This is a genomic window from Sedimentibacter sp., from assembly GCF_032080165.1.
Lineage (GTDB): Bacteria > Bacillota > Clostridia > Tissierellales > Sedimentibacteraceae > Sedimentibacter.
This window is the reverse complement of sequence record NZ_DAMASY010000004.1, coordinates 214,270-237,158: the sequence shown is the minus strand read 5'-3', so window position 1 is coordinate 237,158 and position 22,889 is coordinate 214,270. Positions and strand designations below refer to the sequence as shown.

The 22,889-nt window shown below is 33.5% G+C and carries 23 protein-coding genes and 1 other annotated feature; of the genes, 16 read left to right on the top strand and 7 right to left on the bottom strand.

Features of this window, described 5'->3' with window-relative positions:
• Window positions 1–87 precede the first annotated feature (87 nt).
• Window positions 88–1,326 (top strand): Xaa-Pro aminopeptidase, encoded by a 1,239-nt coding sequence (locus tag RT412_RS07770; protein WP_313341768.1) that lies wholly within the window; start codon window positions 88–90, stop codon window positions 1,324–1,326.
• A 54-nt stretch (window positions 1,327–1,380) separates the two neighbouring features.
• On the opposite strand, the gene RT412_RS07765 is transcribed toward RT412_RS07770, so the two are convergent.
• Window positions 1,381–2,199, bottom strand: a complete 819-nt coding sequence (locus tag RT412_RS07765; protein ID WP_313341764.1) for a PHP domain-containing protein — start codon at window positions 2,197–2,199, stop codon at window positions 1,381–1,383.
• 156 nt (window positions 2,200–2,355) lie between these two features.
• Here RT412_RS07765 and RT412_RS07760 point away from each other — a divergent pair, with 156 nt between their 5' ends.
• Both RT412_RS07760 and metG read left to right on the top strand, forming a co-directional pair.
• Window positions 2,356–2,577 (top strand): hypothetical protein, encoded by a 222-nt coding sequence (locus tag RT412_RS07760; RefSeq protein ID WP_313341761.1) that lies wholly within the window; start codon window positions 2,356–2,358, stop codon window positions 2,575–2,577.
• Between the two features lie 79 nt (window positions 2,578–2,656).
• Window positions 2,657–2,887, top strand: a binding site (T-box leader).
• A 52-nt stretch (window positions 2,888–2,939) separates the two neighbouring features.
• Window positions 2,940–4,883: a methionine--tRNA ligase gene (gene metG / locus RT412_RS07755; RefSeq protein ID WP_313341758.1), complete on the top strand. Its 1,944-nt coding sequence runs from the start codon at window positions 2,940–2,942 to the stop codon at window positions 4,881–4,883.
• A 137-nt stretch (window positions 4,884–5,020) separates the two neighbouring features.
• Here metG and RT412_RS07750 read toward each other — a convergent pair whose 3' ends face one another.
• The 5 genes from RT412_RS07750 to RT412_RS07730 all read right to left on the bottom strand — a co-directional run bounded on the left by RT412_RS07750 (window position 5,021) and on the right by RT412_RS07730 (window position 9,360).
• Window positions 5,021–5,404, bottom strand: a complete 384-nt coding sequence (locus tag RT412_RS07750; protein ID WP_313341755.1) for a desulfoferrodoxin family protein — start codon at window positions 5,402–5,404, stop codon at window positions 5,021–5,023.
• An 84-nt stretch (window positions 5,405–5,488) separates the two neighbouring features.
• Window positions 5,489–5,914: a threonine/serine exporter family protein gene (locus RT412_RS07745; RefSeq protein ID WP_313341752.1), complete on the bottom strand. Its 426-nt coding sequence runs from the start codon at window positions 5,912–5,914 to the stop codon at window positions 5,489–5,491.
• Window positions 5,915–5,929: 15 nt separating this feature from the next.
• Entirely contained in the window at window positions 5,930–6,700 is a 771-nt protein-coding gene (locus tag RT412_RS07740) for a threonine/serine exporter family protein (RefSeq protein ID WP_313341750.1), read from the bottom strand.
• Window positions 6,701–6,731: 31 nt separating this feature from the next.
• On the bottom strand, window positions 6,732–7,298 hold the full coding sequence (locus tag RT412_RS07735; protein WP_313341747.1) for a TetR/AcrR family transcriptional regulator: 567 nt from the start codon (window positions 7,296–7,298) through the stop codon (window positions 6,732–6,734).
• Between the two features lie 127 nt (window positions 7,299–7,425).
• Window positions 7,426–9,360, bottom strand: coding sequence for a flavocytochrome c (locus RT412_RS07730; protein ID WP_313341744.1), 1,935 nt, complete (start codon window positions 9,358–9,360; stop codon window positions 7,426–7,428).
• 169 nt (window positions 9,361–9,529) lie between these two features.
• On the opposite strand from RT412_RS07730, the gene RT412_RS07725 reads away from it, so the two are divergent.
• From RT412_RS07725 to RT412_RS07715, 3 genes are all read left to right on the top strand, one after another.
• Window positions 9,530–10,060 (top strand): class IV adenylate cyclase, encoded by a 531-nt coding sequence (locus RT412_RS07725; protein WP_313341741.1) that lies wholly within the window; start codon window positions 9,530–9,532, stop codon window positions 10,058–10,060.
• Window positions 10,061–10,146: 86 nt separating this feature from the next.
• Window positions 10,147–10,728 (top strand): ECF transporter S component, encoded by a 582-nt coding sequence (locus RT412_RS07720; RefSeq protein ID WP_313341738.1) that lies wholly within the window; start codon window positions 10,147–10,149, stop codon window positions 10,726–10,728.
• Between the two features lie 11 nt (window positions 10,729–10,739).
• Window positions 10,740–11,513: a type III pantothenate kinase gene (locus RT412_RS07715; protein WP_313341735.1), complete on the top strand. Its 774-nt coding sequence runs from the start codon at window positions 10,740–10,742 to the stop codon at window positions 11,511–11,513.
• 46 nt (window positions 11,514–11,559) lie between these two features.
• On the opposite strand, the gene RT412_RS07710 is transcribed toward RT412_RS07715, so the two are convergent.
• Window positions 11,560–13,143, bottom strand: a complete 1,584-nt coding sequence (locus RT412_RS07710) for a glycosyl hydrolase (protein ID WP_313341732.1) — start codon at window positions 13,141–13,143, stop codon at window positions 11,560–11,562.
• Between the two features lie 216 nt (window positions 13,144–13,359).
• On the opposite strand from RT412_RS07710, the gene RT412_RS07705 reads away from it, so the two are divergent.
• The 10 genes from RT412_RS07705 (at window position 13,360) to RT412_RS07660 (ending at window position 22,841) form a co-directional block, all read left to right on the top strand.
• Window positions 13,360–14,598 (top strand): DNA polymerase IV, encoded by a 1,239-nt coding sequence (locus tag RT412_RS07705; RefSeq protein WP_313341729.1) that lies wholly within the window; start codon window positions 13,360–13,362, stop codon window positions 14,596–14,598.
• A 12-nt stretch (window positions 14,599–14,610) separates the two neighbouring features.
• Entirely contained in the window at window positions 14,611–14,850 is a 240-nt protein-coding gene (locus RT412_RS07700) for a hypothetical protein (RefSeq protein ID WP_313341726.1), read from the top strand.
• Window positions 14,851–15,018: 168 nt separating this feature from the next.
• Window positions 15,019–15,735 carry a sigma factor gene (locus RT412_RS07695; RefSeq protein ID WP_313341723.1) on the top strand — a complete coding sequence of 239 codons (717 nt, stop codon included), beginning with the start codon at window positions 15,019–15,021 and terminating at the stop codon, window positions 15,733–15,735.
• Window positions 15,732–16,874, top strand: coding sequence for a hypothetical protein (locus RT412_RS07690; RefSeq protein ID WP_313341721.1), 1,143 nt, complete (start codon window positions 15,732–15,734; stop codon window positions 16,872–16,874). Before RT412_RS07695 ends, RT412_RS07690 begins: the two co-directional genes overlap by 4 nt.
• A 192-nt stretch (window positions 16,875–17,066) precedes the next feature.
• Entirely contained in the window at window positions 17,067–19,007 is a 1,941-nt protein-coding gene (abc-f, locus tag RT412_RS07685) for a ribosomal protection-like ABC-F family protein (protein WP_313341718.1), read from the top strand.
• The gene (locus RT412_RS07680; RefSeq protein ID WP_313341715.1) at window positions 19,000–20,193 is read left to right on the top strand and encodes a cation diffusion facilitator family transporter; all 1,194 of its coding nucleotides are present in this window, start codon (window positions 19,000–19,002) and stop codon (window positions 20,191–20,193) included. The genes abc-f and RT412_RS07680 overlap by 8 nt, the downstream gene beginning before the upstream one ends.
• Window positions 20,194–20,373: 180 nt before the next feature.
• Window positions 20,374–20,754: an OadG family protein gene (locus tag RT412_RS07675; protein ID WP_313341712.1), complete on the top strand. Its 381-nt coding sequence runs from the start codon at window positions 20,374–20,376 to the stop codon at window positions 20,752–20,754.
• Between the two features lie 19 nt (window positions 20,755–20,773).
• Entirely contained in the window at window positions 20,774–21,163 is a 390-nt protein-coding gene (locus RT412_RS07670) for a biotin/lipoyl-containing protein (protein ID WP_313341710.1), read from the top strand.
• Window positions 21,164–21,185: 22 nt separating this feature from the next.
• A complete protein-coding gene (locus tag RT412_RS07665; RefSeq protein ID WP_313341707.1) occupies window positions 21,186–22,346 on the top strand; it encodes a sodium ion-translocating decarboxylase subunit beta in 1,161 nt (386 codons plus the stop codon).
• A 93-nt stretch (window positions 22,347–22,439) separates the two neighbouring features.
• Window positions 22,440–22,841 (top strand): thioesterase, FlK family, encoded by a 402-nt coding sequence (locus RT412_RS07660; RefSeq protein ID WP_313341704.1) that lies wholly within the window; start codon window positions 22,440–22,442, stop codon window positions 22,839–22,841.
• The last annotated feature ends 48 nt before the right edge of the window (window positions 22,842–22,889 follow it).

Below are 22,889 nucleotides of genomic sequence, written 5' to 3'. Positions count from 1 at the left end.
GAGATTCTTGGGCTACGTCTTCTGAATGACATATGTCATCCTGGGCATAGCGAAGGCTCTAAATAAAATATGGAGGAAACAAATATAATGAATAAAAACTTTTTTATTGACAACAGAAAGAAATTTGCTGAAAAAATGGATGATTACTCAACGGCGGTATTCTTTGCCGGCAAGGCACCAAGAGAAAGTGCGGACCAGGAGTATGGATTTTCTGTAGACAGGAATTTCTTTTATTTAACCGGAATCGACATGGAAAATATGGTTTTATTGATAAATAAAATCGCCGGTAAAACTACCGAAATGCTGTACATACCACCTGTAGATGAGCATTATGAAAAATGGTACGGAATTTTAATGAGAAATGAAGAAGTTAAGGAAGTATCAGGCATTGAATCAATTCAAAACAGAAATAATTTCATGGATGAATTTGCAAAGAGATTGTCTTCCGCAGACAGACCGGACAATGTATATATATTTTCATATATTACCGATAAGGATGAACCCTACGACAATTACAGAAGCTTAGCTCATTGGATCAGAAACCAATATCCTGCAGTAAATATTAAAAGCTCTCTGGACATTATGTCAGAGTTAAGAGGTTCCAAGACGGAAGAAGAAATAAATGAAATAAAAACTGCAATTGGTTATACTAAGGAAGCATTAGAATTTGTAATGAAAAATTTAAAGCCGGGTAAATTCGAATATCAGGTAAGAGCCGATTTTGAATACCAGCTTGCTTTAAGAGGTTCTAAACCAAGCTTTAAAACTATAGGTGCCTCAGGTGAAAAAGCTGTGATTTTACATTACATAGATCTAAAACAGAAAATACAGGATAACAGCTTGATACTTCTTGATTTAGGTGCGCTTTCCAACAATTATGCATCTGATATCACAAGAACATATCCTGCAAACGGAAAGTTTACAGGGAGACAAAAGGATATATACAATATAGTTTTAGAAGCTCAAAATGTAGCAATGGATAAAATGCATGCAGGTGCGTTAGAAGAGGATGTAAATAATGCAGTTAAAAAGTATTTCGCAAACAGTTTAAAAACTATTAACCTTATTAAGGATGATTCCGATGTTGATAAATATTATTATCACGGCATAGGTCATCCGTTAGGTCTCGACGTACATGATTTTAGAAGAAGAGACAAAACAATTCAGGAAAACAATGTTTATACTGTTGAACCGGGACTTTATATCAAAGAAGAGGGAATCGGAATCAGAATTGAAGATAATGTTTGGGTCACTAAAAACGGATTAGTTAACCTGTCTAAAGAAATAATCAAAACAGTAAACGATATAGAAAACTTTATGAAATAAAGGTCGACAGCCTTTTTGATGCAAAGGTTGGGGACGGTTCTTTTTGTTTCCAAATCAATTAAAAAGAATCGTCTCTTTTAGTCCGTAATCTCCGATTTCGACGTTCCAGGTTGTCAAGTCTTTACCGTGCCAGTCTGTGCCGCCTGTCTTGATTAAATTATATTTTAAAGCAAACTCTTCGTATTTTTTAACCAAAATTTCATCATGATATGGATAATAAACCTCTAAAGCCCTTAGACCGTGAGGCAAAAGAAACTCCATTTCTTTAATGTCGGCATCTCCGATTCTTGCAGGGTGTGCAAAGCTTGCGGTTCCTTTAGCTTGATTTATAACTTCAACGGCTTCCGAAGAATGTACAGGGAATTTTTCTATAAAGTGACTGTTGTAGTGTTTTAATTTAGTATTAAAAAATTCCGGCCAATCCTTTAGTGAATAAGGTTTTCCATCGGCTATCATTGCCTTCATAATATCTGACAGGGCTATACATTGCTTGTATTCGGCAAATTTAATTATTTTATTTATATCAAAATCTACATAGTTATTTTTTAATAACCAATTATAATGCTCTAAAAATGATTCATTGAAATAATTGCAAATCAAGCTTAACATATCCTGCAACTGACTGTTTGAAATATCAATGTTGTATCCAAGAATATGTATGAGGTGTCCGTTAGAAACGGATGATATTTCTACAGCCGGGATAACCGTTATGTTATTTTTGCTTGCTTTTTCTGTTATTTCAGCTATCCCGTAGGTAGTATCATGGTCAGTTAAAGCAATTGTGGGTATACTTTTTTCCTGAACAATTTTAAGTATATCATCAATGGAATCAGTTCCGTCGGAAAATTTAGAGTGGATGTGTAAATCAATCATGTGCTGCTCCTGTTTTTAATAAAACATTATATCACTTTTTAAAATATTTTGCTATAATTTAATCAAATTTTAATAATACACTAATCAACTGTGAATATAGTATGTGTATTATATGAATAAATTGAATAGAATATATAAATAAAAGGGAGATGTAAAATGGAAATATTAATCGGAATATTTGTATTTTTCGTATTTATAGTTGCTGCAATAAATATAGGAGCTGTTTTACTAAAAGTTATATTCACAATTATAGGTGCTGTAATAGGACTTTTTGTAATAATATTATTGATACCTTTAGGCATAGGATTTTTATTGATTCCGGCAATAATAATTGGTATAATAGTAGCCGTTGTTAAATTGATTCAGTTTATATTTTGAGCATTAAATTAACAGTTGACAAATGTTAAGTATTTATGTATAGTTTTACATAAATAAAATAATACTATATGAATATTAATAAAAAGCTGTGAAAAGAAGAGTAGCTTGTAAGTTATGACCAAGAGAACCGGAGTAAGGTGCGAACCGGAGATTGACTTTATAGTGAAGATGGCCTTGGAGCTTCATACCTGAGCATTTGTTAAGGTATGACGTATGATTACGTTACAATACAAGGGTTGTATGACCTGTTGAGGCACATATTGTGAAATATGTGCGAATAAGAGTGGTAACGCGGATTTTCGCCTCTTTGCATATGCAAAGGGGCTTCTAACTTTTTTTGGGAAAATTATAGGAGGGAAAACATGAATAAAGGAAAATATTATTTAACAACGGCAATCGCTTATACATCCGGCAAGCCCCATATAGGAAACACATATGAAATAGTTCTTGCTGACAGCATAGTCAGATTCAAAAAATTAAACGGATACGATGTTTATTTTCAGACAGGAACAGATGAACACGGAGAAAAAATTCAGATTAAAGCGGAGGAAGCCGGTAAAACCCCACAGCTTTATGTTGATGAAGTAGCAGGAGAAATCAAAAGAATATGGGATTTGATGAACACAAGCTATGATAAGTTTGTCAGAACCACAGACCCGGAACATATAAAAACAGTACAAAAAATATTTAAAAAACTATATGACCAAGGAGATATTTATAAAGGATATTACGAAGGTTGGTATTGTACACCTGATGAAGCATTTTTCACCGAATCTCAGTTAGTTGACGGAAAATGTCCTGATTGCGGCAGAGATGTGCATATGGCAAGAGAAGAAGCTTATTTCTTTAAAATGAGCAATTATGCCGACAGATTGATGAAGCATATTGAAGAAAATCCTAAATTTATTCAGCCGGAATCACGTAAAAATGAAATGGTTAATAATTTTATTAAACCGGGATTACAGGATTTATGTGTTTCGAGAACTTCATTTGATTGGGGTGTACCCGTTACCTTTGACGAAGGTCACGTTGTTTATGTGTGGATAGATGCTCTGAGCAACTATATTACATTTTTAGGTTATGACACTGAGGGTAATCACGGAGATTTATTTAATAAATATTGGCCTGCGGATGTTCATTTAATAGGTAAAGATATTTTAAGATTCCATACGATTTATTGGCCGATATTATTGATGGCATTGGGTGCGGAGCTTCCTAAACAGGTTTTCGGTCATCCCTGGCTGTTAGTCGGGGAAGGTAAAATGAGCAAGTCAAAAGGCAATGTAATTTATGCTGATGACTTGGTTGATTTGTTTGGTGTAGATGCTGTCAGATACTTTGTACTGCATGAAATGCCCTTTTCCAGCGACGGTACATTGACATATGACTTGATAATTGAAAGAATAAATTCTGATTTGGCAAATATTTTAGGTAATTTAGTAAACAGGACCATCACCATGACCAACAAATATTTTGACGGTGTTATTCTTCCTCCGGAAGAGCATGAAGCAATAGATGATGAACTTATCAAGCTTGCTCTTGAAACACCTGAAAGAGTTGAAAAGAAAATGGATGATTTAAAAGTTTCAGATGCTATTGATGAAATTTTTAATCTTCTCAGAAGAAGCAACAAATATATTGATGAAACACAGCCTTGGGTATTAGGTAAAGATGAAAGCAAGAAGAAAAGATTGGGAACAGTATTATATAACCTGCTTGAATCTATCAGAATTGCAGCAGTTTTACTGGAGCCATACCTTCCTGAAACGGCACAGAAAATCTTCAAACAGCTTAATACCGGCAAGACAGATTGGGATTCCTTATTAAGCTTTAACGGAATGGTGCCGGAGGAAAGGATAGGTACTCCTGAAATATTGTTTGCAAGAATAGATGCAGCTAAAAAATTAGAGGAAATCAACAAAATAAATGAAGCCAAATCTGAGGTAAAAGAGGTTAAGCCTGTTGAAGAACAAAAATATGATGACTTTATAACTATTGATGATTTTGCTAAATTAGATTTAAGAGTTGCTGACATAGTTAAGGCAGAAAGACATCCTGATGCAGATAAACTCCTTGTGTTCCAACTAAAGGTTGGAGAAGAAACGAGACAGGTGGTATCAGGTATAGCTAAATATTACAAACCTGAAGATTTAGTGGGTAAGAAGGTTGTAATGATATACAACTTAAAACCTGTAGTGCTGAGAGGCCTGGAATCCAACGGAATGATTTTAGCCGCTGAAAAAGGTAAAAAATTAACCCTGATTTCTACATTGGAAGACATAGCAGACGGCGCAACAATATCTTAGCAATTGACCCAAATCTCTGATTTGGTGTCAGTCGCTTGTGCTGTAAGTATAAAAAAAGGAATTGTGCGTGCACAATTCCTTTTTTCAATCGTTATTCTATTGCTAACAAACTGCAAATCCATTGCCAATCAATTGTTTTATGCTTCTTTTTTCCATAATCCGTGAAGGTTGCAGTGCTCGTAAGCAGAAACAACTTCATCACCTTCAGTTAATATGAACACAGCTTTTGGTTCACAGCCCGGCTCTAAGCATTTTCTTTGAGTGCCTTCTTTTGTTTCAAGGTATATCCACTCAATCCAATGTTCATCAACCATAGGATGAATTACGCTTCCAACTGTTACAGTTACCTTATTTCCTTCAACTTCTATTACAGGGATGTGTTTTTCATGGGAAGCATCTACCGTACCGGGAATAAGTTCTTTCATATCATTATCACAGCAAACTAATGTTCCGCCGCCTTCATTGTATAAGCTTACTAAATTACCGCAAGTTTCACATAAATAAAATTTTGTTTTACACATAGTATCCTCCAAATATTTTAATAGTTCAACGACATTTCTATACCCAATAATATATGTCTTAAAACACATAATATTAAAAAAACATTAAACCGTTTTTTTAGTATGTGCCTTTAATGCTATCAAGCTTATAAGTGCCATCGCTATTGCCATGCTTCCGATATTTAAAATAGTGTTTACTCCTGTTTCAAGAGCTTTTTGTATATCATTCTGAACAAATGCAAGAATTGTTTCATAAAGACCTAATCCGGGAACGATAGGGATAACACTTGGGAATATAAATATGGTTGCAGGCATTTTTAACCTTCGTGCTAAAATTTCTCCAATAATTGCAATTAAACAAGTACCAAGAAAGAAACCAAGCAGTGAATGTCCTGAAACTATACAAAATTTATATACGGCATATCCTATAGACGCAGTTAAAGAAGAATAAAGCAAGGTTTTTTTAGGGGCATTCATAATTTGTGCAAAAAAGAAAGTTGCTATAAAACAATATATCATTTCTAAAAACATATTCTCCTCCTTAAACTAAGATATACCTAAAGTATACGCCGTATAAATAATTGCTCCGGCTCCCGCCGCCAAAGATGATGCAACCAACAGTGCCTCTGTAGCCCTTGCAATTCCGGACAACAGGTCACCTCTTATGGTATCTCTTATGGCATTAGTCATAGCAAGTCCGGGCAGCAAGGGCATAATTCCTCCCACTATGATGTAGTTGTAATTACCTTTTCCAAACAGATACGTAAATGTAATTGCAATAAAGGATAAAAAGGCACCTGCAACAATGCTTGAAAAAAACTGATATGAATGGAGCTCCTCAAATTTTTTAGAAATTATAGTAATTATTATTCCTGAAAACAGCGCAACAGTAAATTCAAATAAACCTCCTCCAAACAGAAGGGTAAAAAACGCCGAAGAAATACCGCCGTACAACAATGAGTACTTATATTGAATTTTATCGTTGTTATATATATCCTCCAATTGAAGCAATGCTTCATCTAAGGTTACTTGTCTTGATATTAAATCTCTTGAAATATTATTTACATCATTAATTTTTTGCAGGTTAACAGTTCTTTTTCTGATCCGTTTAACTATTGTATTATTTTCCTCCCCATTAATGGAAATAGTAAAATATAATCCCGTTGGAGTAGCAATAGGTTCTATTTCCTTAACATTGAAGGATTTGCATATGTATTTTATCGTTTCTTCCGCCCTGTAGGTTTCTCCGCCGTTTTCAATTATTATCTGGGCAGAAAGCTTAAGCACATTTAACAGCTTATTAATTTCAAGTTCCATAAATCACCTCAATAAATATATCTAAGCTCTTTTATAACGGTTTAATTATTAATTCCAAATATTTATCTGCTCTTTCGTGCAGGTTAAAGCTTCCGTCATGTAGGCACCAATGAAAAATTAATCCTCTCATTGATTGAAAAAGAAATTCAATAATCTCTTCGGTATTCATATCAGCAGTTATTTCCCTATTATTTATACCTTCATCTATAATAGGTGCAAGTAGTGTCTGCATTGCTCTTCCTTTTTTGAGAAAAAGTTTATTGCTGTTGTTATAAAGAAGTTTTGTAAAATCATATGGCTCACTTGTAACAAAATCGATATAAAATAACATATAGTTTTTGGCTTTCTCCTTAATTGTGTTTCCTTCAACACCATTATTAACGAATTCTGTAAATTTCTTATCAGCAACCTTGTAATTCTGATACAAAACATCCAATTTTGATTTATAGTAATTATAAAAAGAACCGACAGAAATGCTTGCCGCCTTTGCAATATCCTGTATGCTTACATTGTCAATTCCTTTGCTCATAAAAAGTTTTATGCTTGTTTTATATATTCTATCCTTTGTTTTTTGTGCTTGAATAGTGCGACTGTTCACTTTGATTACCCCATTATTTATCGTTGTATTTTTAATAGTATTTATTATATCATAAATGTTGTTTTGTTACAAAAATAAAAATACTGTTACTCGATATCAAGTAACAGTGTTTTATATATTTGGAGGGTTATTTACCTAATGCTGCTGATTCTCCTGCAATTCTACCGAATACGGTTATGTCAGCCAATGCGTTTCCGCCAAGTCGATTGCTTCCGTGGATTCCGCCTGTTACTTCTCCGGCAGCATAAAGACCTTTAATTATTTGACCGTTAACATCTAAAACCTGAGAATTCTCATTTATTTCAACTCCACCCATTGTATGATGAACCGTTGGAACACGAGCTCCTGCATAAAATGGTGCAGTATCTATTTTATCTGCAAACAAAGTTCTTCCAAATGCGTCTTTTGTTTTTCCATCTACTGTTTCATTAAATGTCTCTACAGCTTTTACTAAATTGTCTGCATCAACACCTATTTGTTTTGCTAATTCTTCAAGAGTATCTGCTTTGAATGCTCTGCCTGCTTCCACCAAGCTGTCAATGCTTTCATTGAAGTTATTCTTTGTATCGCTTGTCGGATATGAATGCTTGTCAAGAATTACCCACATAGATGAATCTGTTTGTTCCATCAAAGCTTTAGTCATAACGTCTCTGCGAGCTCCCTCGTCAACGAATCTGTTTCCTTCTTTATTAACAAATATACGATTTTGAACCCCTTGTTCAATATTTCCGCTTAAGCTGCCGGTTACTGGATCCCCCATAGGTAGAAGCTGAATTTGTTCCATTCCCACTATTGAAGCATTTAATTCTTGTGACATTGTAATTCCGTCACCTGTTGCACCTGTATGATTTGTTGTTTTTATATCCTTAAGTGATGGCCACAACGTGTTGTATTGTTCACGCATCTCTACATTTGCTCCAAATCCTCCTGATGCTAAAACAACACCTTTGTTAGCATGAAGAGTTACTTTAGCTCCGTTTGATTCAGCATTTACTCCTGTAACTGCTCCATTTTCAACTATGAAACTATTTGCTTTCGTTTCAAGCATCAATTCAATTTCTGAGCTGTTTTTATCTATATAATCCATATACGTTTCAATATATCCTGTTCCCAATGGTTTTTCAGGTTTATGTGCACGTGACCACAATCCGCCTAATACCGTAAATACATGATCAGTAAATTTCATTCCAAGGTCTTCAAGCCATTCTACTGCAGGCAATGAATTATCCGCAAGTATACTTACAAGCTTTGTGTCACCTAATTTGTCTCCACCGTTATATGTTTGCAACTTATGCAATGTTGGTGAATCAAATAAATGAGTTTTCCCTGAGTCAAGGTATTCTTCCCATTCTTTTTTAAGTGTTTCTTGCCATTCCTTAACTTCAGAATCTGATTGTTCTGCATCTATTAAATCTTCAACAGTTTGTTTTTCTAAATCTGTCATTGGTAATAACGACTGTCTGCCTTGGTCCGCCGCATTATAAGCTGCACCTGAAATAATTGTATTACCACCTACCTGGGGCATCTTTTCAATTACCATTACAGATGCTCCGTTTTGATGAGCTGAAACTGCAGCTGCAAGTCCCGCTCCGCCACCGCCGATTACTATAACGTCAGCCGTTTTTTCTACATCCTCGGTTTTATTATTATCCGCAATCGTCTTAGCCTTTAATGCATCAATATCAGCTCCTGCTTCTTTTAGAGCAGCTGTAATTGCTGCAATAATACCATTACTCGAATATGTTGCTCCTGAAACTATCGGAGCATCTAATGATGTATTTTCTTTTATCTGCAATACAATTTTATCAATAGCCTTATCTCCGAGACCTGCGGTTTCAGTATGTTCTACAGTTATGTCTGTTATTTCTGTTTCTGATACTGTAACCTTTGCTTTTATAATACCGTGAAATCCTTCCGCTTCTCCTTCATATGTTCCTGGTGTGAAAACTGTATCAATGTCGTTGTTGTTTTCAGGTTTTTGTTCAGTGTTTGCAGTACATGATGCCATACTAAAAAGCATTGATACAACCAAAATAACGCTTAATATTTTTTTTAATTTCATTGATATCCTCCAATTATTTCTCTTTTCAATGAATATGTTCATTGAATAAATTCATTATAAATTACAGTTTGTTAATTATCAAGCAATATTTCTAAAAATTTAAAAATATTTTTTATTATGATAAATTAGGCAATTATGATATAATGTTAAAAATGACTTGGAGGAGTTTATGAGGGAAAAAGAAGTTAAGGTTCTTAACATCGATAAACAGGATATAGAAAAAAAGCTTATCAGCTTGGGAGCAACTCTTATTAAGGATGAAAATCAGATAAATTACAGATTTGATACTGAAGACAGCTTTTTAAAGAAATCCTATAACGGGTATCTAAGGATTAGGATAACGGAAAACCTTTTAAATGGTGAAATAAAACACACCATGACATTTAAGAGAAGCATTAACAGGGATAAATTAAGAGTTAATGAGGAAACTGAAACAGAGATTTCCGACTGGAACAGTGCTGCAAAAATAATAGAGCTTTTAGGATATAAAATGAAAAAACCCGGCCATAAACATAGACGGTCATATATATATGAAGGCATAACATTCGAAATAGATACATGGAATAAGGAAACTTATTCAAAACCATATCTTGAAATAGAAATGAATTCAGAAGATGATTTAGAAAAAGCAATCAAATTATTAAATTTAGACAGAAACCAAATTACTACAAAACCAATTGATGAACTTAGCAAGGAATAAAAACTATTTGCATATTACATAAAGCGTGATATAATATCTTGAATTTATCTTGTATCTGCAATGCAGAACGAGAATAGGAGGATATCATGAATAGAAAAACCAATACAAGCAAACTCACCTTTATGGGAGTTATGCTGGCACTCACAATTGTTTTTGTCGCTTTGACGGCAATTCCCACAACATCTGCATCCATGGCCCTGCTGATATTTTTACCGACAATAATCACAAGCATTATCCAAGGACCAAAATATGGAGCTGTAATGGGAGGATTGGCAGGATTTGTAACACTGCTTAGAGCTTTAATAGCTCCAGCATCCCCGTTAGATTATCTTTTCTTAAATCCCTTGGTTGCAATTTTGCCCAGAATATTCGTTGGAGTAATTCCCTACTATGTTTTCAAATTATTTAAAAATTTAATCAATAACAATACAGTATCATTGTTAATTGCAGGAGTGTCAGGGGCGCTCACAAATACATCCCTTGTAATTTTTATGCTATATGTAATTTATAATGAACAAATTGTAGAAATCAGCACAGAATTTGGGATAGGAACTACTTTTGCGGCATTTGCAATATTTTTAGTTTCAACAAGCGCGTTAATAGAAAGCTCAGTGGCCGGAATAGGTACTACGGCTGTTGTAAATGTATACAATAAACTTAAAAAGTAGGAGGGAGACCTATGATTTTAGCTGTTGATATCGGTAATACCAATATAGTTATAGGAGTTTATGACGGTGATGAGCTCCTTGGCAACTGGAGAATGGTAACAAGAAGTGAAAAAACATCTGATGAATATGGAGTTTTTATTTTAAACCTATTGAAACATAACAATATAGAGCATACTAAAATAAAAAGCGCAATTGTATCATCTGTTGTTCCTAATGTTATGCATTCCTTTGAAAATGCTTTAAAGAAATATTTTAATATTGAACCTTTAATTGTCGGACCTGGAATTAAGACAGGGATAACAATAGTAACTGACAATCCCAAAGAAGTGGGTGCTGATAGAATCGTAGGTCTTGTGGCCGGTTATGATTTATATGGCGGACCGCTGATTGTAATAGATTTTGGTACCGCCACAACATATGATGTAGTTAGCGAAAAGGGAGAATTTAAATATGGAATAACATCTCCCGGAATTCAGATTTCTGCAGATGCCTTGTGGCAAAGAACGGCACAGCTTCCAAGCGTTGAAATTAAAAAACCTGCTTCAATACTTGCTAAAAACACTGTTACAAGCATTCAAGCAGGCTTAGTATATGGATATATCGGTCAGGTTGAATATATTATTAAAAAAATAAAGGAAGAAATGAAATTAGATGATATGAAGGTTATAGCGACAGGCGGCTTAGGCAGAATAATATATGAGGAAACCAAACTCATAAATATTTATGATCCTCTGTTGTTGTTTAAAGGGTTAAAGGTTATACATGACAAGAATTTAAAAAAATAATAAGGAATCATAGGGAGATTTTTCGGGCTGCACCCTCGGAATCTCCCTATTTATATTTTTTCAGCCCGTTCTTTATTGAGTTTATGACATCTTCATCCAAGTCAAGTCGATAATTCCTCGATATTGTTTTTTCCGTCTTTGTCATATCAAAATCTTGCCCGTTCCACAATACAGCCAATTTGATCTTGTCATATTCTGCTATTTTATTAAACATATCATCGAACCAAGAAGGTTTATCTCCGCCTGCTTCCGCACAGCTGAATTCCGTAATCATAAATGGATGTTCAAACTGATTTTCATATTCATAATAAAAGTGGTCGTATGCCTCGTTAAAGCTTCGCCAGCTTTCGCCTTCATAATAATTTCCTGTATTATAAGCGGTTAATCCGACTATATCAACGTATTCATCACCGGGATAATAATTCAGGTAATGATTGTATGCATAGTTTGGAAAATCTCTTTCATTTGGATTCCAAACAAAAATTAAATTATTGACATCATGCTCTTTAAATTTATTATAAATATATTTCCAGCAATCAATGTATAAATCAGTATCCTTGCCAATATGAAAAGCAGAATACGTTACCCAGCCGCCGTTCATTTCATTATTTAATCTGAAAAGCACAGGGAAATTATACTCCTTAAAGGCAATTGCTAAATCATTTAAATAATCATCATATTTACCGTCAAGTATGTCTAATGTAATATCCTTTTCTTTGCCGTCAACTTTATCCATTGTGTAAAGAGTGTATTCGACAACTTTGTTATGCTTTTTTGCATTATTCATTTGCTCATCTTTATATGGCAGTTCAAATCTATTGTACAACAGTACTACGGGAAAATTATAATCAAACATTTCCTCTAAAATTTTCAGGTTTTCATCATGAGCGGGAAATGACGGCTCAAACACACCAAAACTCAGATTCTTATTATCAATGAAATATTGATCATAAAATTGCTGAGTAAGAATATCAAATTTTTTCTTAACCGGTTTAAACACCTTATTAGATTTCATTTCGTAGTTTTTATCTATAAATCTAAACATAGGTATAATATAATTTATATCTATGGATTGAGATGATTTGATAAATACAGTTACTATTTCAACCTTGCTTCTTTCAAATGCAATTGTAGCATAATAATTTTTGTCATTTAAATTATTTGATTTCCTTTCATAAAAAGTGAAATGGGTATTAATTTCGTGGTAATTATCATCATATTCATCGGTAATTTCAAATTCAGGATTTTCTTTAATACCTTTATTGCCGTAATTATTATAGGTTTTATTTGAATCCGGTGTACCCGCAAAGTCGTCATACAGCACATCAACGACTAAATTATCTGATTCAAACCTGCTTTTTACGCTTACTATATCTTCGTTTAAAATTAAAGTATTTAACAGCACTATTTCATACCCGTAGGGATTGTTTGTATATATGTTGTATTCATCAGAATAAGCAGAAAATTTTGTAATGTATGTATCAGGAGTGTTTACCTCTGCTGTCTGAAATTCAAAGGCAGAAAAATCATCCGGCTCTGCATTTTTTTCAAAATAGCTTTTAGAAAATAAATATATTAAGATACCTGTAATTATTGGGAGTGTTATTATAAAAATTGTCTTTAACTTCATTGTTGCTCCTTTAAAATATATTATGAGTACCGTAGGAGAGCCTTCACTTATGTTCAGGATGACAAATATATTTATTATTATTGATTCGTTGACATTTTTTATTCCAAAAAGAATTTTAACTTTTTTATAAAACCGCCAAAAACCTCTTTTAAATTTAAAAAGTTGTGATATAATAATAGAACATAAGTTCGAATAATGTTGAGGAGGGTTTGAATTTTGACTCAAATAATAATGCACGTAGATGTAAATTCGGCATTTTTAAGCTGGACTGCCGCATATGAAAAGCAAATGGGAATTGACAGAGATATAAGAGAAGCAGCTTCTGTGATAGGCGGCAAAGAAGAAAGCCGTCATGGTATTGTACTGGCAAAATCTGTTCTTGCTAAAAAGTTTAAAATTCAGACCGGAATGTCATTGATGGAGGCAAGAAAGCTATGTCCCAATTTGCTTGTTGTTCCCCCAAATTACAGCATATATGTAAGAGCAAGCAAGGTGCTCAGAAATTATCTCATGACCTACACTCCGGATGTTCAGGTTTTCAGCATAGATGAATGTTTTTTGAGATTTACGGACCTGAAGCGAGAAGAAGCACTTAAAGTAGCTTATAAAATAAAAGACGGAGTGAAGGAAAAGTTCGGCTATACGGTCAACATAGGTGTTTCAGAAAACAAACTGCTTGCAAAGCAGGCAGGAGATTTAGAAAAACCGGATAAATGTCATACCATGTTTTTAGATGAAATTAAGGATAAATTATGGGTTCTTCCCGTGGAGGATTTGTATATGGTGGGAAGGAAGACAAAGCCAAAACTGAATAAATTGGGCATTTTAACCGTAGGAGACCTTGCGAACTCTGATTATAATTTAATATCCTCAATGCTGAAATCTCATGGCAGGTTAATTTATAATTACGCCTGGGGCAGGGATAATTCAAACTTCAAGGATAAGGATCCCGTTAAAAGTGTGGGAAATTCAAGCACTATTAAATTTAATGTAACAGATGAGGAAACAGCTCACGTAATTTTACTTAGTTTAACGGAAATGACTGCATGGAGGTTGAGAGAAGCCAATATGAATTGCAGAGTTGTAAGTGTGAGTATTAAGGATAAGGATTTTAACTGTGCTTCAAAGCAAAGAAAATTAGCGTACTTTACCGATTGCACCAGAGACATTTATAAAAACATTTGTAATTTATTTGATGAGTTATGGGATAAGAGTCCAATCAGACAGCTTGGGGTTTCTGTTTCTGATCTTGAGTTTTCAAACGTTAAACAACTAAATATTTTTCAGGATGAGCTGAGCATAAAAAATGAAGTGTTGGACAAAGCTGTTGATAAAATAAGAGCTAAGTTTGGTGATGAATCTATAATAAGAGGAGTTTTTGCCAACAGTGATTTAAAACCGATTTTAGGCGGATATCCGGACGATGAACATCCGGGCATAAGCAGTATTTTATAGAGGGTGGGAAATATGAAAATTTTGAATGAACCGATAAAGGTTATGGCAGTTTTCAGCACGGATGGAAAAATGGAGCCGGTTAAATTTCGTATTGAAGATAAGGTTGTAAGAATTGAAAAGATACTGAAAATATATGAAGAAAATATTGTAGGTAACAATAGAATTGTCTTTGTGTGCCTACATAACGGTAAGGATGTATTCGAACTTAAGTATGAGGGTGACAGTAATACATGGTTTCTTTTCAAAAGCTAAGCTTTGCCGGGTAATAATGTTTTAACGTAAGAACTTCACCAAAGTTTGACTATTGTAATCAAAGATATGAAATGTTATAATTGTGGACATAAGTAATAACTAAATTAAGATGTACCATAAGCTTTTTAGGCTGCGGACGGGCTATGCCCTTATTTAAGAGGTGTAATTGTGAGTGAAATAGATATATTAGCAGTGAATGCTAAAAATGATGAAGATGTAATGAACAATTTAATTATTCAATATGAAAACTTCATATTGAGGTGCGCATCTGCAGCAGCTCGCAGTTATATTTCGAAAAGCGATGATGAATGGTCAATTGCTATGGCGGCTTTTATAGAAGCGGTGAAAAAATATTCCTCTGATAAAGGAAGCTTTATAAATTTTGCGGAATTGGTTATAAGAAGAAGAATTATTGACTACATAAGAAGTAAATCGAGATTCGCATCGGAGATAACCGTAAAGCCCTCTATTTTTGAATCTGAAGCAGAGGATGAATATGATTATGCCATGCAGTCGGAGGTTGCGAAAAAAATTGCATCCGAAGAGGATAATTCTTTAAAAATGGAGATACATCTTATTAATGAGATTTTTGAAGCATATGGTTTTTCATTTATGGATTTAACGGACTGTTCTCCAAAAGCAAAAAAAACCAGGCAATCTTGTGCAAAAGCGGTTGCATATATGATTAAGAATCCTATATTGGTAAGTGAGATGAAAATAAAGAGGCAGCTTCCTTTAAATTTAATTGAAAAGAACACCAAAATACCCCGAAAATTATTGGAACGTCACCGAAAATATATAGTAGCGGCAGTAGAGATAATGTCGGGGGATTATCCTTATTTAGCGGGCTATATGCGATATATTCGTGAGGAGTTAGAAAAATGAAATCAGTAGTTGTAGAGATTAAAGGCAAGTTTGTAGCTGTTTTATCCGATGACGGCTGTATATCAAAAATTAGAAATAAAAATTATATTATCGGACAGGAAATAATACTTAAAAATAATCTTAAATATATTAAATTTTCGGCTTCGGTAGCAGCTTGCTTAATATTGTTTGTAACTCCGGTATGGGCATATTTAACTCCCTATTCTTATGTAAGCTTAGATATTAATCCGTCTTTTGAATTTTCAATAAACAGATTTGACAGGGTGCTTCAGGTTAATGCAATCAATGATGACGGACGTAATGTTGTGGAGCAAATTGATATTTCCAAACTTAAGAATAAGGAAATAGGAGAAGCTGTCAAAAATGTATTAACTGAATTAAAGGGGCAAGGTTATTTAAACGATGCTAAGAAGGATGGTGTAGTGGTTGCTGCATCAAGCAAAAGTCAAGACAAAACAGATAAGCTTGCATCAGCCTTGAAGCTTGCTGTAGAAGAGGAAATAAATATTAAATCAGATAATGATGAAAAATCGATAATTACAACCGAAGTAAACAAGACAGGGAAAGAAGAAACGGTTAAAAACGAAAAATCAGATGAACTTGAAGAATTCAATGCTGCTGATAATGAGAAAATAACTGAAGAAAAAAATGAAATAAAAGAACAAAACAAAGAAGAAAAAAATGAAATAAAGAATCAAAAGAATGAAGTAAAGAACCAAAAGAAAGATGAAATAAATGGAGAGAAGTTAAAAGAAAAAGAAGCTGAAAATGAAGATAATAAAGATAGTAAGAAAGATAATAAAGATAAGGAAATTAAAGAATCAGATTTTCGGGTTGAAGTAATTGAAGTAAGCAGGGAAGCGATTGACAAAGCGAAAAATAAGGGAGTGACACCCGGTAAAATGGAATTGATTGAAAAGCTTCAATTAAGTGCAAAATCAGCAGGAAAATCTATAGATGCCGAACAATGGTTTGATAAATCTGTTAAAGATATTATGGAGAAAACGAAGGAATACGAAAAATTAGTTAAACTTGAGGAAAAGAATAACAAAAAAGATGATAAATCTGATAATAAAAAGGATAAGTCAAATGAAACAAATGAAGAAAACAAGTCAAATTCCAAGGAAAAAAGAAATTAGACCGGCTGAACGGTAACGAAGCAGAAGATTTTTCAGCAATCAAAATTGACAATCGTTTAGACGTATAGTATGATATTTATGCAGGCAAGAACCTGTGGGACATAATTGTTCCACAGGTGTTTTTATACTTACAGCATAAGCACTGACACCAATTCTAAGATTTGGGGCATCTGCTTATATGAAGGTGATATTATGATAGAAATAGGAATCAGCAGTTTAACTAAATTATATGGTACAAACAGAATATTTGAAAATGTTACATTTGATGTTAAAACAAAGGACAGAATTGGGTTAATAGGACGTAACGGCACCGGTAAATCAACACTTTTAAAAATAATAGCAGGCTATGAAGATTATCAAAGCGGTCAGATATTTCCGAAAAAGGGTTTAACCGTAGGTTATTTGAGTCAAATACCAAATTATGAAGGTAATAATACAGTATTGGATGTATTAAATGAAGCATTTGGAAATTTGCATGAAATAAAAAAAGAGATGGATAAAATTGAAAAGACATTTGATTGTTTAACAGGGGATGAGCTTCAAGCTGCAATATATAAATACAGCTCATTGCATGATTCTTACGAATTATCCGGTGGGTATACTATCAATGAAAAGATAAACAGAATATTATTTGGCTTGGAAATATCGGAAAATATGCAAAGAATGGAATTCAATAAACTAAGCGGCGGAGAAAAAACAAAAATTGTATTAGGTAAGATTTTACTTGAAGAGCCTGAACTCTTACTGTTAGATGAACCCTCTAATCATTTGGATATCAAATCAGTTGAGTGGCTTGAAGGATATTTGAGTACATATAGCGGAACTATTATAGCAGTTTCCCACGACAGGTATTTTCTTGACAGAGTTGTTAATAAAATTGTTGAGCTTGAGTCGGATGGGGCGCAAATTTACTTTGGAAATTATTCAAAATATGTTGCCGAAAAGGAACTTAGGTTTTTACAGGCAATGAAGGATTATGAAAACCAACAGAATAAAATAAAAAAGATGGAAGAGCAAATACAAAGATACCGCATATGGGGAGAAATGCGTGACAGCGATAAGATGTATAAAAGAGCCAAGGAATTAGAAAAACGGCTTGAAAAAATTGACAGATTGGATAAACCTTTTATAGATAAAAGAACTGCCAATTTTAAAATTACTTCTGTAAAAAGAACTGGTAAGGAAGTTATTAAGGTAGACAGTATCGAAAAAACATATGGTAAAAAACTGTTCAGTGATGTAAGCTTTACATTGTTTTTCAATGACAGCATGTGTATTTTAGGAGAAAACGGAACAGGTAAATCAACAATATTAAAAATAATACTAAAAGAAATCGAACCGGATTCAGGAGATGTAAAAATTGGCTCGAACGTTAAAATCGGATATTTGTCTCAGGAAGTAAGCTTTGATAATGAAGATGTTTCCATAGTGGATTATTTTTCATATTATTATGGAATTTCTCTAAGAGAAGCAAGGAGAGAATTAGCAAAAATATTATTTACCGGTGAAGATGTATTTAAACGTATAAGTACATTGTCAGGAGGGGAAAAGTCAAGATTAAAGTTAGGGATGTTAATGTATGAAAATGTTAATACATTAATATTGGATGAGCCTACAAATCATCTGGATATAGAATCAAGGGAAGTTTTAGAAGAAAGCTTAATTAATTATGAAGGCACTCTGCTTTTTGTATCTCATGACAGATATTTTGTGGATAAAATATCAACCTGTATAGGTGAGTTGGAAAATAAAGAATTTAAATTGTACAACTTTGATTACGAAGGATATAAACAGGAAAAACAAAGAATTTTAGAAAGACGACAAACTGAGTATGCGGAAATAAAAAAAGAAAAAACCGTTTCACAAAACAAAAAGAACATGCTAAGGAAAAAGGAAGAGCAGAAAGCCAAAGAAAAGGTAAAAAGAGATTATATAAAGCTTGAAAACAGTATATTGGAGACGGAAAATAAAATAATAGAGCTTGAAAATGTTCTGAATTCAAACTCTGATGAATGTGATTTAGATAAATACAATAATATTTATAATGAATATACATTTTTGAAAGATGAAATAGATAAAATGTATTCTGATTTAGAAAAGATACACATAGAAATAGAAGGGGAATATGATTAATTTTTTTATTAAAAGGTTTATAAAGGACTATGAAAATGTAAGAGATCCAAATGTAAGAGAATCATACGGTATACTTGGAAGTATAGTGGGTATAATTGCCAATGCCGCTTTAAGTATCGGCAAAATTACTGTTGGAACGATTTTTAACAGTATATCCATAATTGCAGACGGAGTGAATAACTTATCTGATGCCGGATCTTCTGTTGTTACTTTAATCGGATTTAAAATTTCGGGCATGCCGGCAGATAAAGATCATCCCTTCGGTCATGCAAGGATAGAATATTTGACAGGACTTGCAGTTGGTGTAATTATAATTCTTTTAGGAGTTGAACTGATTAAATCTTCATTTGACAAGATAAGGAATCCTGAACAATTAACTTTTTCGTGGGCAATGGTTTTCGTACTTGCTCTATCCATTATAATAAAGCTTTGGTTAAGCTATTTTAATTTTAAGCTTGGTGAAAGAATATCTTCAACTACTATGAAGGCATCGGCTGCTGACGCGAGAAATGATGTAATATCTACAACCGCAGTATTGATATCCATTTTTATAGCTAAATTTACCGGCTATATAATTGATGGATATATCGGCATGCTGGTGGCCTTATTTATATTATATTCGGGTATTTCCATACTAAAAGATATATTAAATCCTTTGCTTGGCGAAATGCCGGACCCTGATTTTATTGAATCCATAGAAAGTAAAATATTATCTTATGAAGGTATAATTAATATCCATGACCTTGTAGTTCATAATTACGGACCTAATCGTTATTTTGCAACCGTTCATGCTGAGGTTGACGCAAATGAAGATATAATGAAATGCCATGACATGATAGACAATATCGAAAGAGATTTCGCAAGGGAATTAGACATCAATTTAGTTATTCATTTAGATCCCGTTATAACTAATGATAAAGAAATAAATCACTTAAGGAGCTTAACAGAAAAAATAGTTAAAGAAATCGATGAAAGATTATCCATACATGATTTCCGGGTTGTAAAGGGAGAAACACATACTAACTTAATTTTTGATGTACTTGTTCCTGTGGGTTTTGAAATGAAAATCAGCGAGTTAGTCAATATCATTGAAAAAAATATACAAAAGGAAAATAGACGCTATTATGCGGTGGTAACAGTTGATAGGAATTATGTTTCAACATACATAAATGATATGAAACTATAGAAATCCAACAAAATAAAAACAAGTTAAACATCACAAAATCAATATTAAACAATGTGAAATCCGAAAAAAACAATAAATAATAAATCAAAATTACTCTTTCATTATTACCAAAGTATGTTATAATTAACTCTGATGAAAACATTTTTTTAACCATGTAATCAATTTTAAAGAGGTGACTGTATGTTATTTACGGAAACTATGTCTATTGGAGAAAGATTCTTAAACTCAATAGCCATAACTATTTTAGGAATGCTTGTTGTATTCACGGTATTAATTATTATTGCCTATTCTTTGGAATTATTAAGAATAATATTCAAAGAAAAGAATACAAAAGAAAAATCAGTGCCGGAACAGATACTACAACCGGTGCAGAAATTAGTCCCTGTGACACAGGAAAATGTTGAAGATATTGACTTATTATTACTTATTACAGCTGCAATTGCGGCTGAAGAAGGTTCTTCAACGGATGATTTTTTTGTAAGATCAATAAAGCCATTAGCTCAAAAGGACAACATTTGGGCATCTGCGGGAAGACAGCAAAATATGTCTAAAAAAATGTAAAATAAAGGAGAATGTCATTATGAAAAGATATTTAATCACAGTAAAAGGGATTTCTTATGAAGTTGAAGTTGAAGAATTAAAGGGTCAAAGAGATGCTAATGTTGCTGAAAGAGTTGTACAACCTGAACCGGTTATTACAAAACCGATTGAAGAGAAAAAAACACCTGTATCTGCACCTGCACCTGTATCAGATAGTGCTAAAAGCATTACATGTCCAATGCCCGGAACAATTTTTAAAATTATGGTAAAACCGGGAGATGCGATAAAAAAAGGAGATGTCGTACTTATATTAGAAGCAATGAAAATGGAAAATGAAATATTTGCTTCAGCTGATGAAGTCGTTGATTCAGTAAGAGTTACTGAAGGAGCTACAGTTAATACCGGAGATGTGTTAGTAACATTTAAATAACGACAGAAAGCGGGGAATTATAATGTTAAATACTTTATTAACAGGATTGAAACAATTTTTGGGAAACATGGGATTTGCAAGTATAACCTTAGGGCAGGTTATAATGCTTATTGTTTCATTTATACTTTTGTACTTAGCAATATCTAAAAAATTCGAACCTTTGCTTTTGCTTCCTATAGGATTTGGAATGTTTTTAGCTAATCTTCCACTTGCAGGCTTAATGGCTGAACCGGTAGGAACCTTTGGACAAGAAGGATTTCAAGCAGGAGGTCTTTTATATTATTTGTACTTAGGAGTTAAATTAGGAATTTATCCACCTCTAATCTTTATGGGCGTCGGTGCGATGACGGATTTTGGACCGTTAATAGCCAATCCAAAGAGTATACTTCTTGGAGCAGCTGCTCAGTTTGGAATTTTCACTGTATTTATCGGAGCAATATTACTTGGATTTACAGGTCCCGAGGCAGCTTCAATAGGAATTATCGGAGGCGCCGACGGTCCTACAGCCATATTTTTAACCTCTAAATTAGCACCTCAATTATTGGGACCGATAGCCGTAGCTGCTTATTCATATATGGCGCTTGTTCCAATTATTCAGCCACCGATTATGAGGGCGCTTACTACTAAAGAAGAACGAAGCGTTGTCATGGAACAGCTCAGACCGGTTTCTAAAAAGGAAAAAATAATATTCCCGATTTTTGTTACCGCATTGGTATCATTAATTTTACCGTCAGCAGCACCATTAGTCGGTATGCTTATGTTAGGTAACTTATTAAAAGAATCCGGGGTAACAGAAAGATTATCAAAGACAGCACAAAATGAATTAATGAATATAGTAACAATATTTTTAGGAGTTACCGTAGGAGCAACTGCAAATGCTGAGGCATTCCTTAAACCTCAAACATTGATGATTATCGGTTTGGGACTACTTGCATTCAGCTTTGGAACGACAGCAGGCGTACTGTTAGGAAAGCTTATGTATAAATTAACCGGAGGAAAGGTAAATCCTTTGATCGGTTCCGCAGGAGTATCTGCAGTTCCGATGGCAGCACGTGTTTCGCAATCTGTAGGACAGGAAGAGAATCCGAGCAATTTCCTTCTGATGCATGCGATGGGACCTAATGTAGCGGGAGTTATCGGTTCAGCTGTTGCAGCAGGTTTATTATTATCAATATTTGGATAACAAGTACTTTGAGATTCGAAATATTCTTATTGTGTAATTGCTCTGAATCTGTTAAAATTAATATAATGTTTAATTAATTACTAAGGAGGTTCTATGATTACAGATAATATTTTTGTTGGATTATCAACAACATATGAGAAGGTAATAACCCCTGCAGATTCATATTTGACTAAATCAATAACAATTGACCATATAATGTCAACACCGGCATTGCTTGCAACAATTATTGAAGTTTCGTGGAATATGCTTAAGCCGTTGATACCGAACGGATATATAACCGTCGTAAGAAATTTTAACTTTAATCATATAAATCCTACATTAGTCGGAGAAAAAGTTAAAATTAAAATTACAGTTGAAAAAATAGATAACAACAGAATATATATGACTTTCCTGGGAACAGATTGTATCGGAGAATTTTGTAACGGTAAGTTTGAAAAAGCAATAGTAAAAAGTGATAAGTTATTGGAAGCAGCATATAAAAGAGTAAGAATGTAGAAAATCGGGGAGAAGAAACGTCCCCGATTTTTTTACCCTATCAATTTC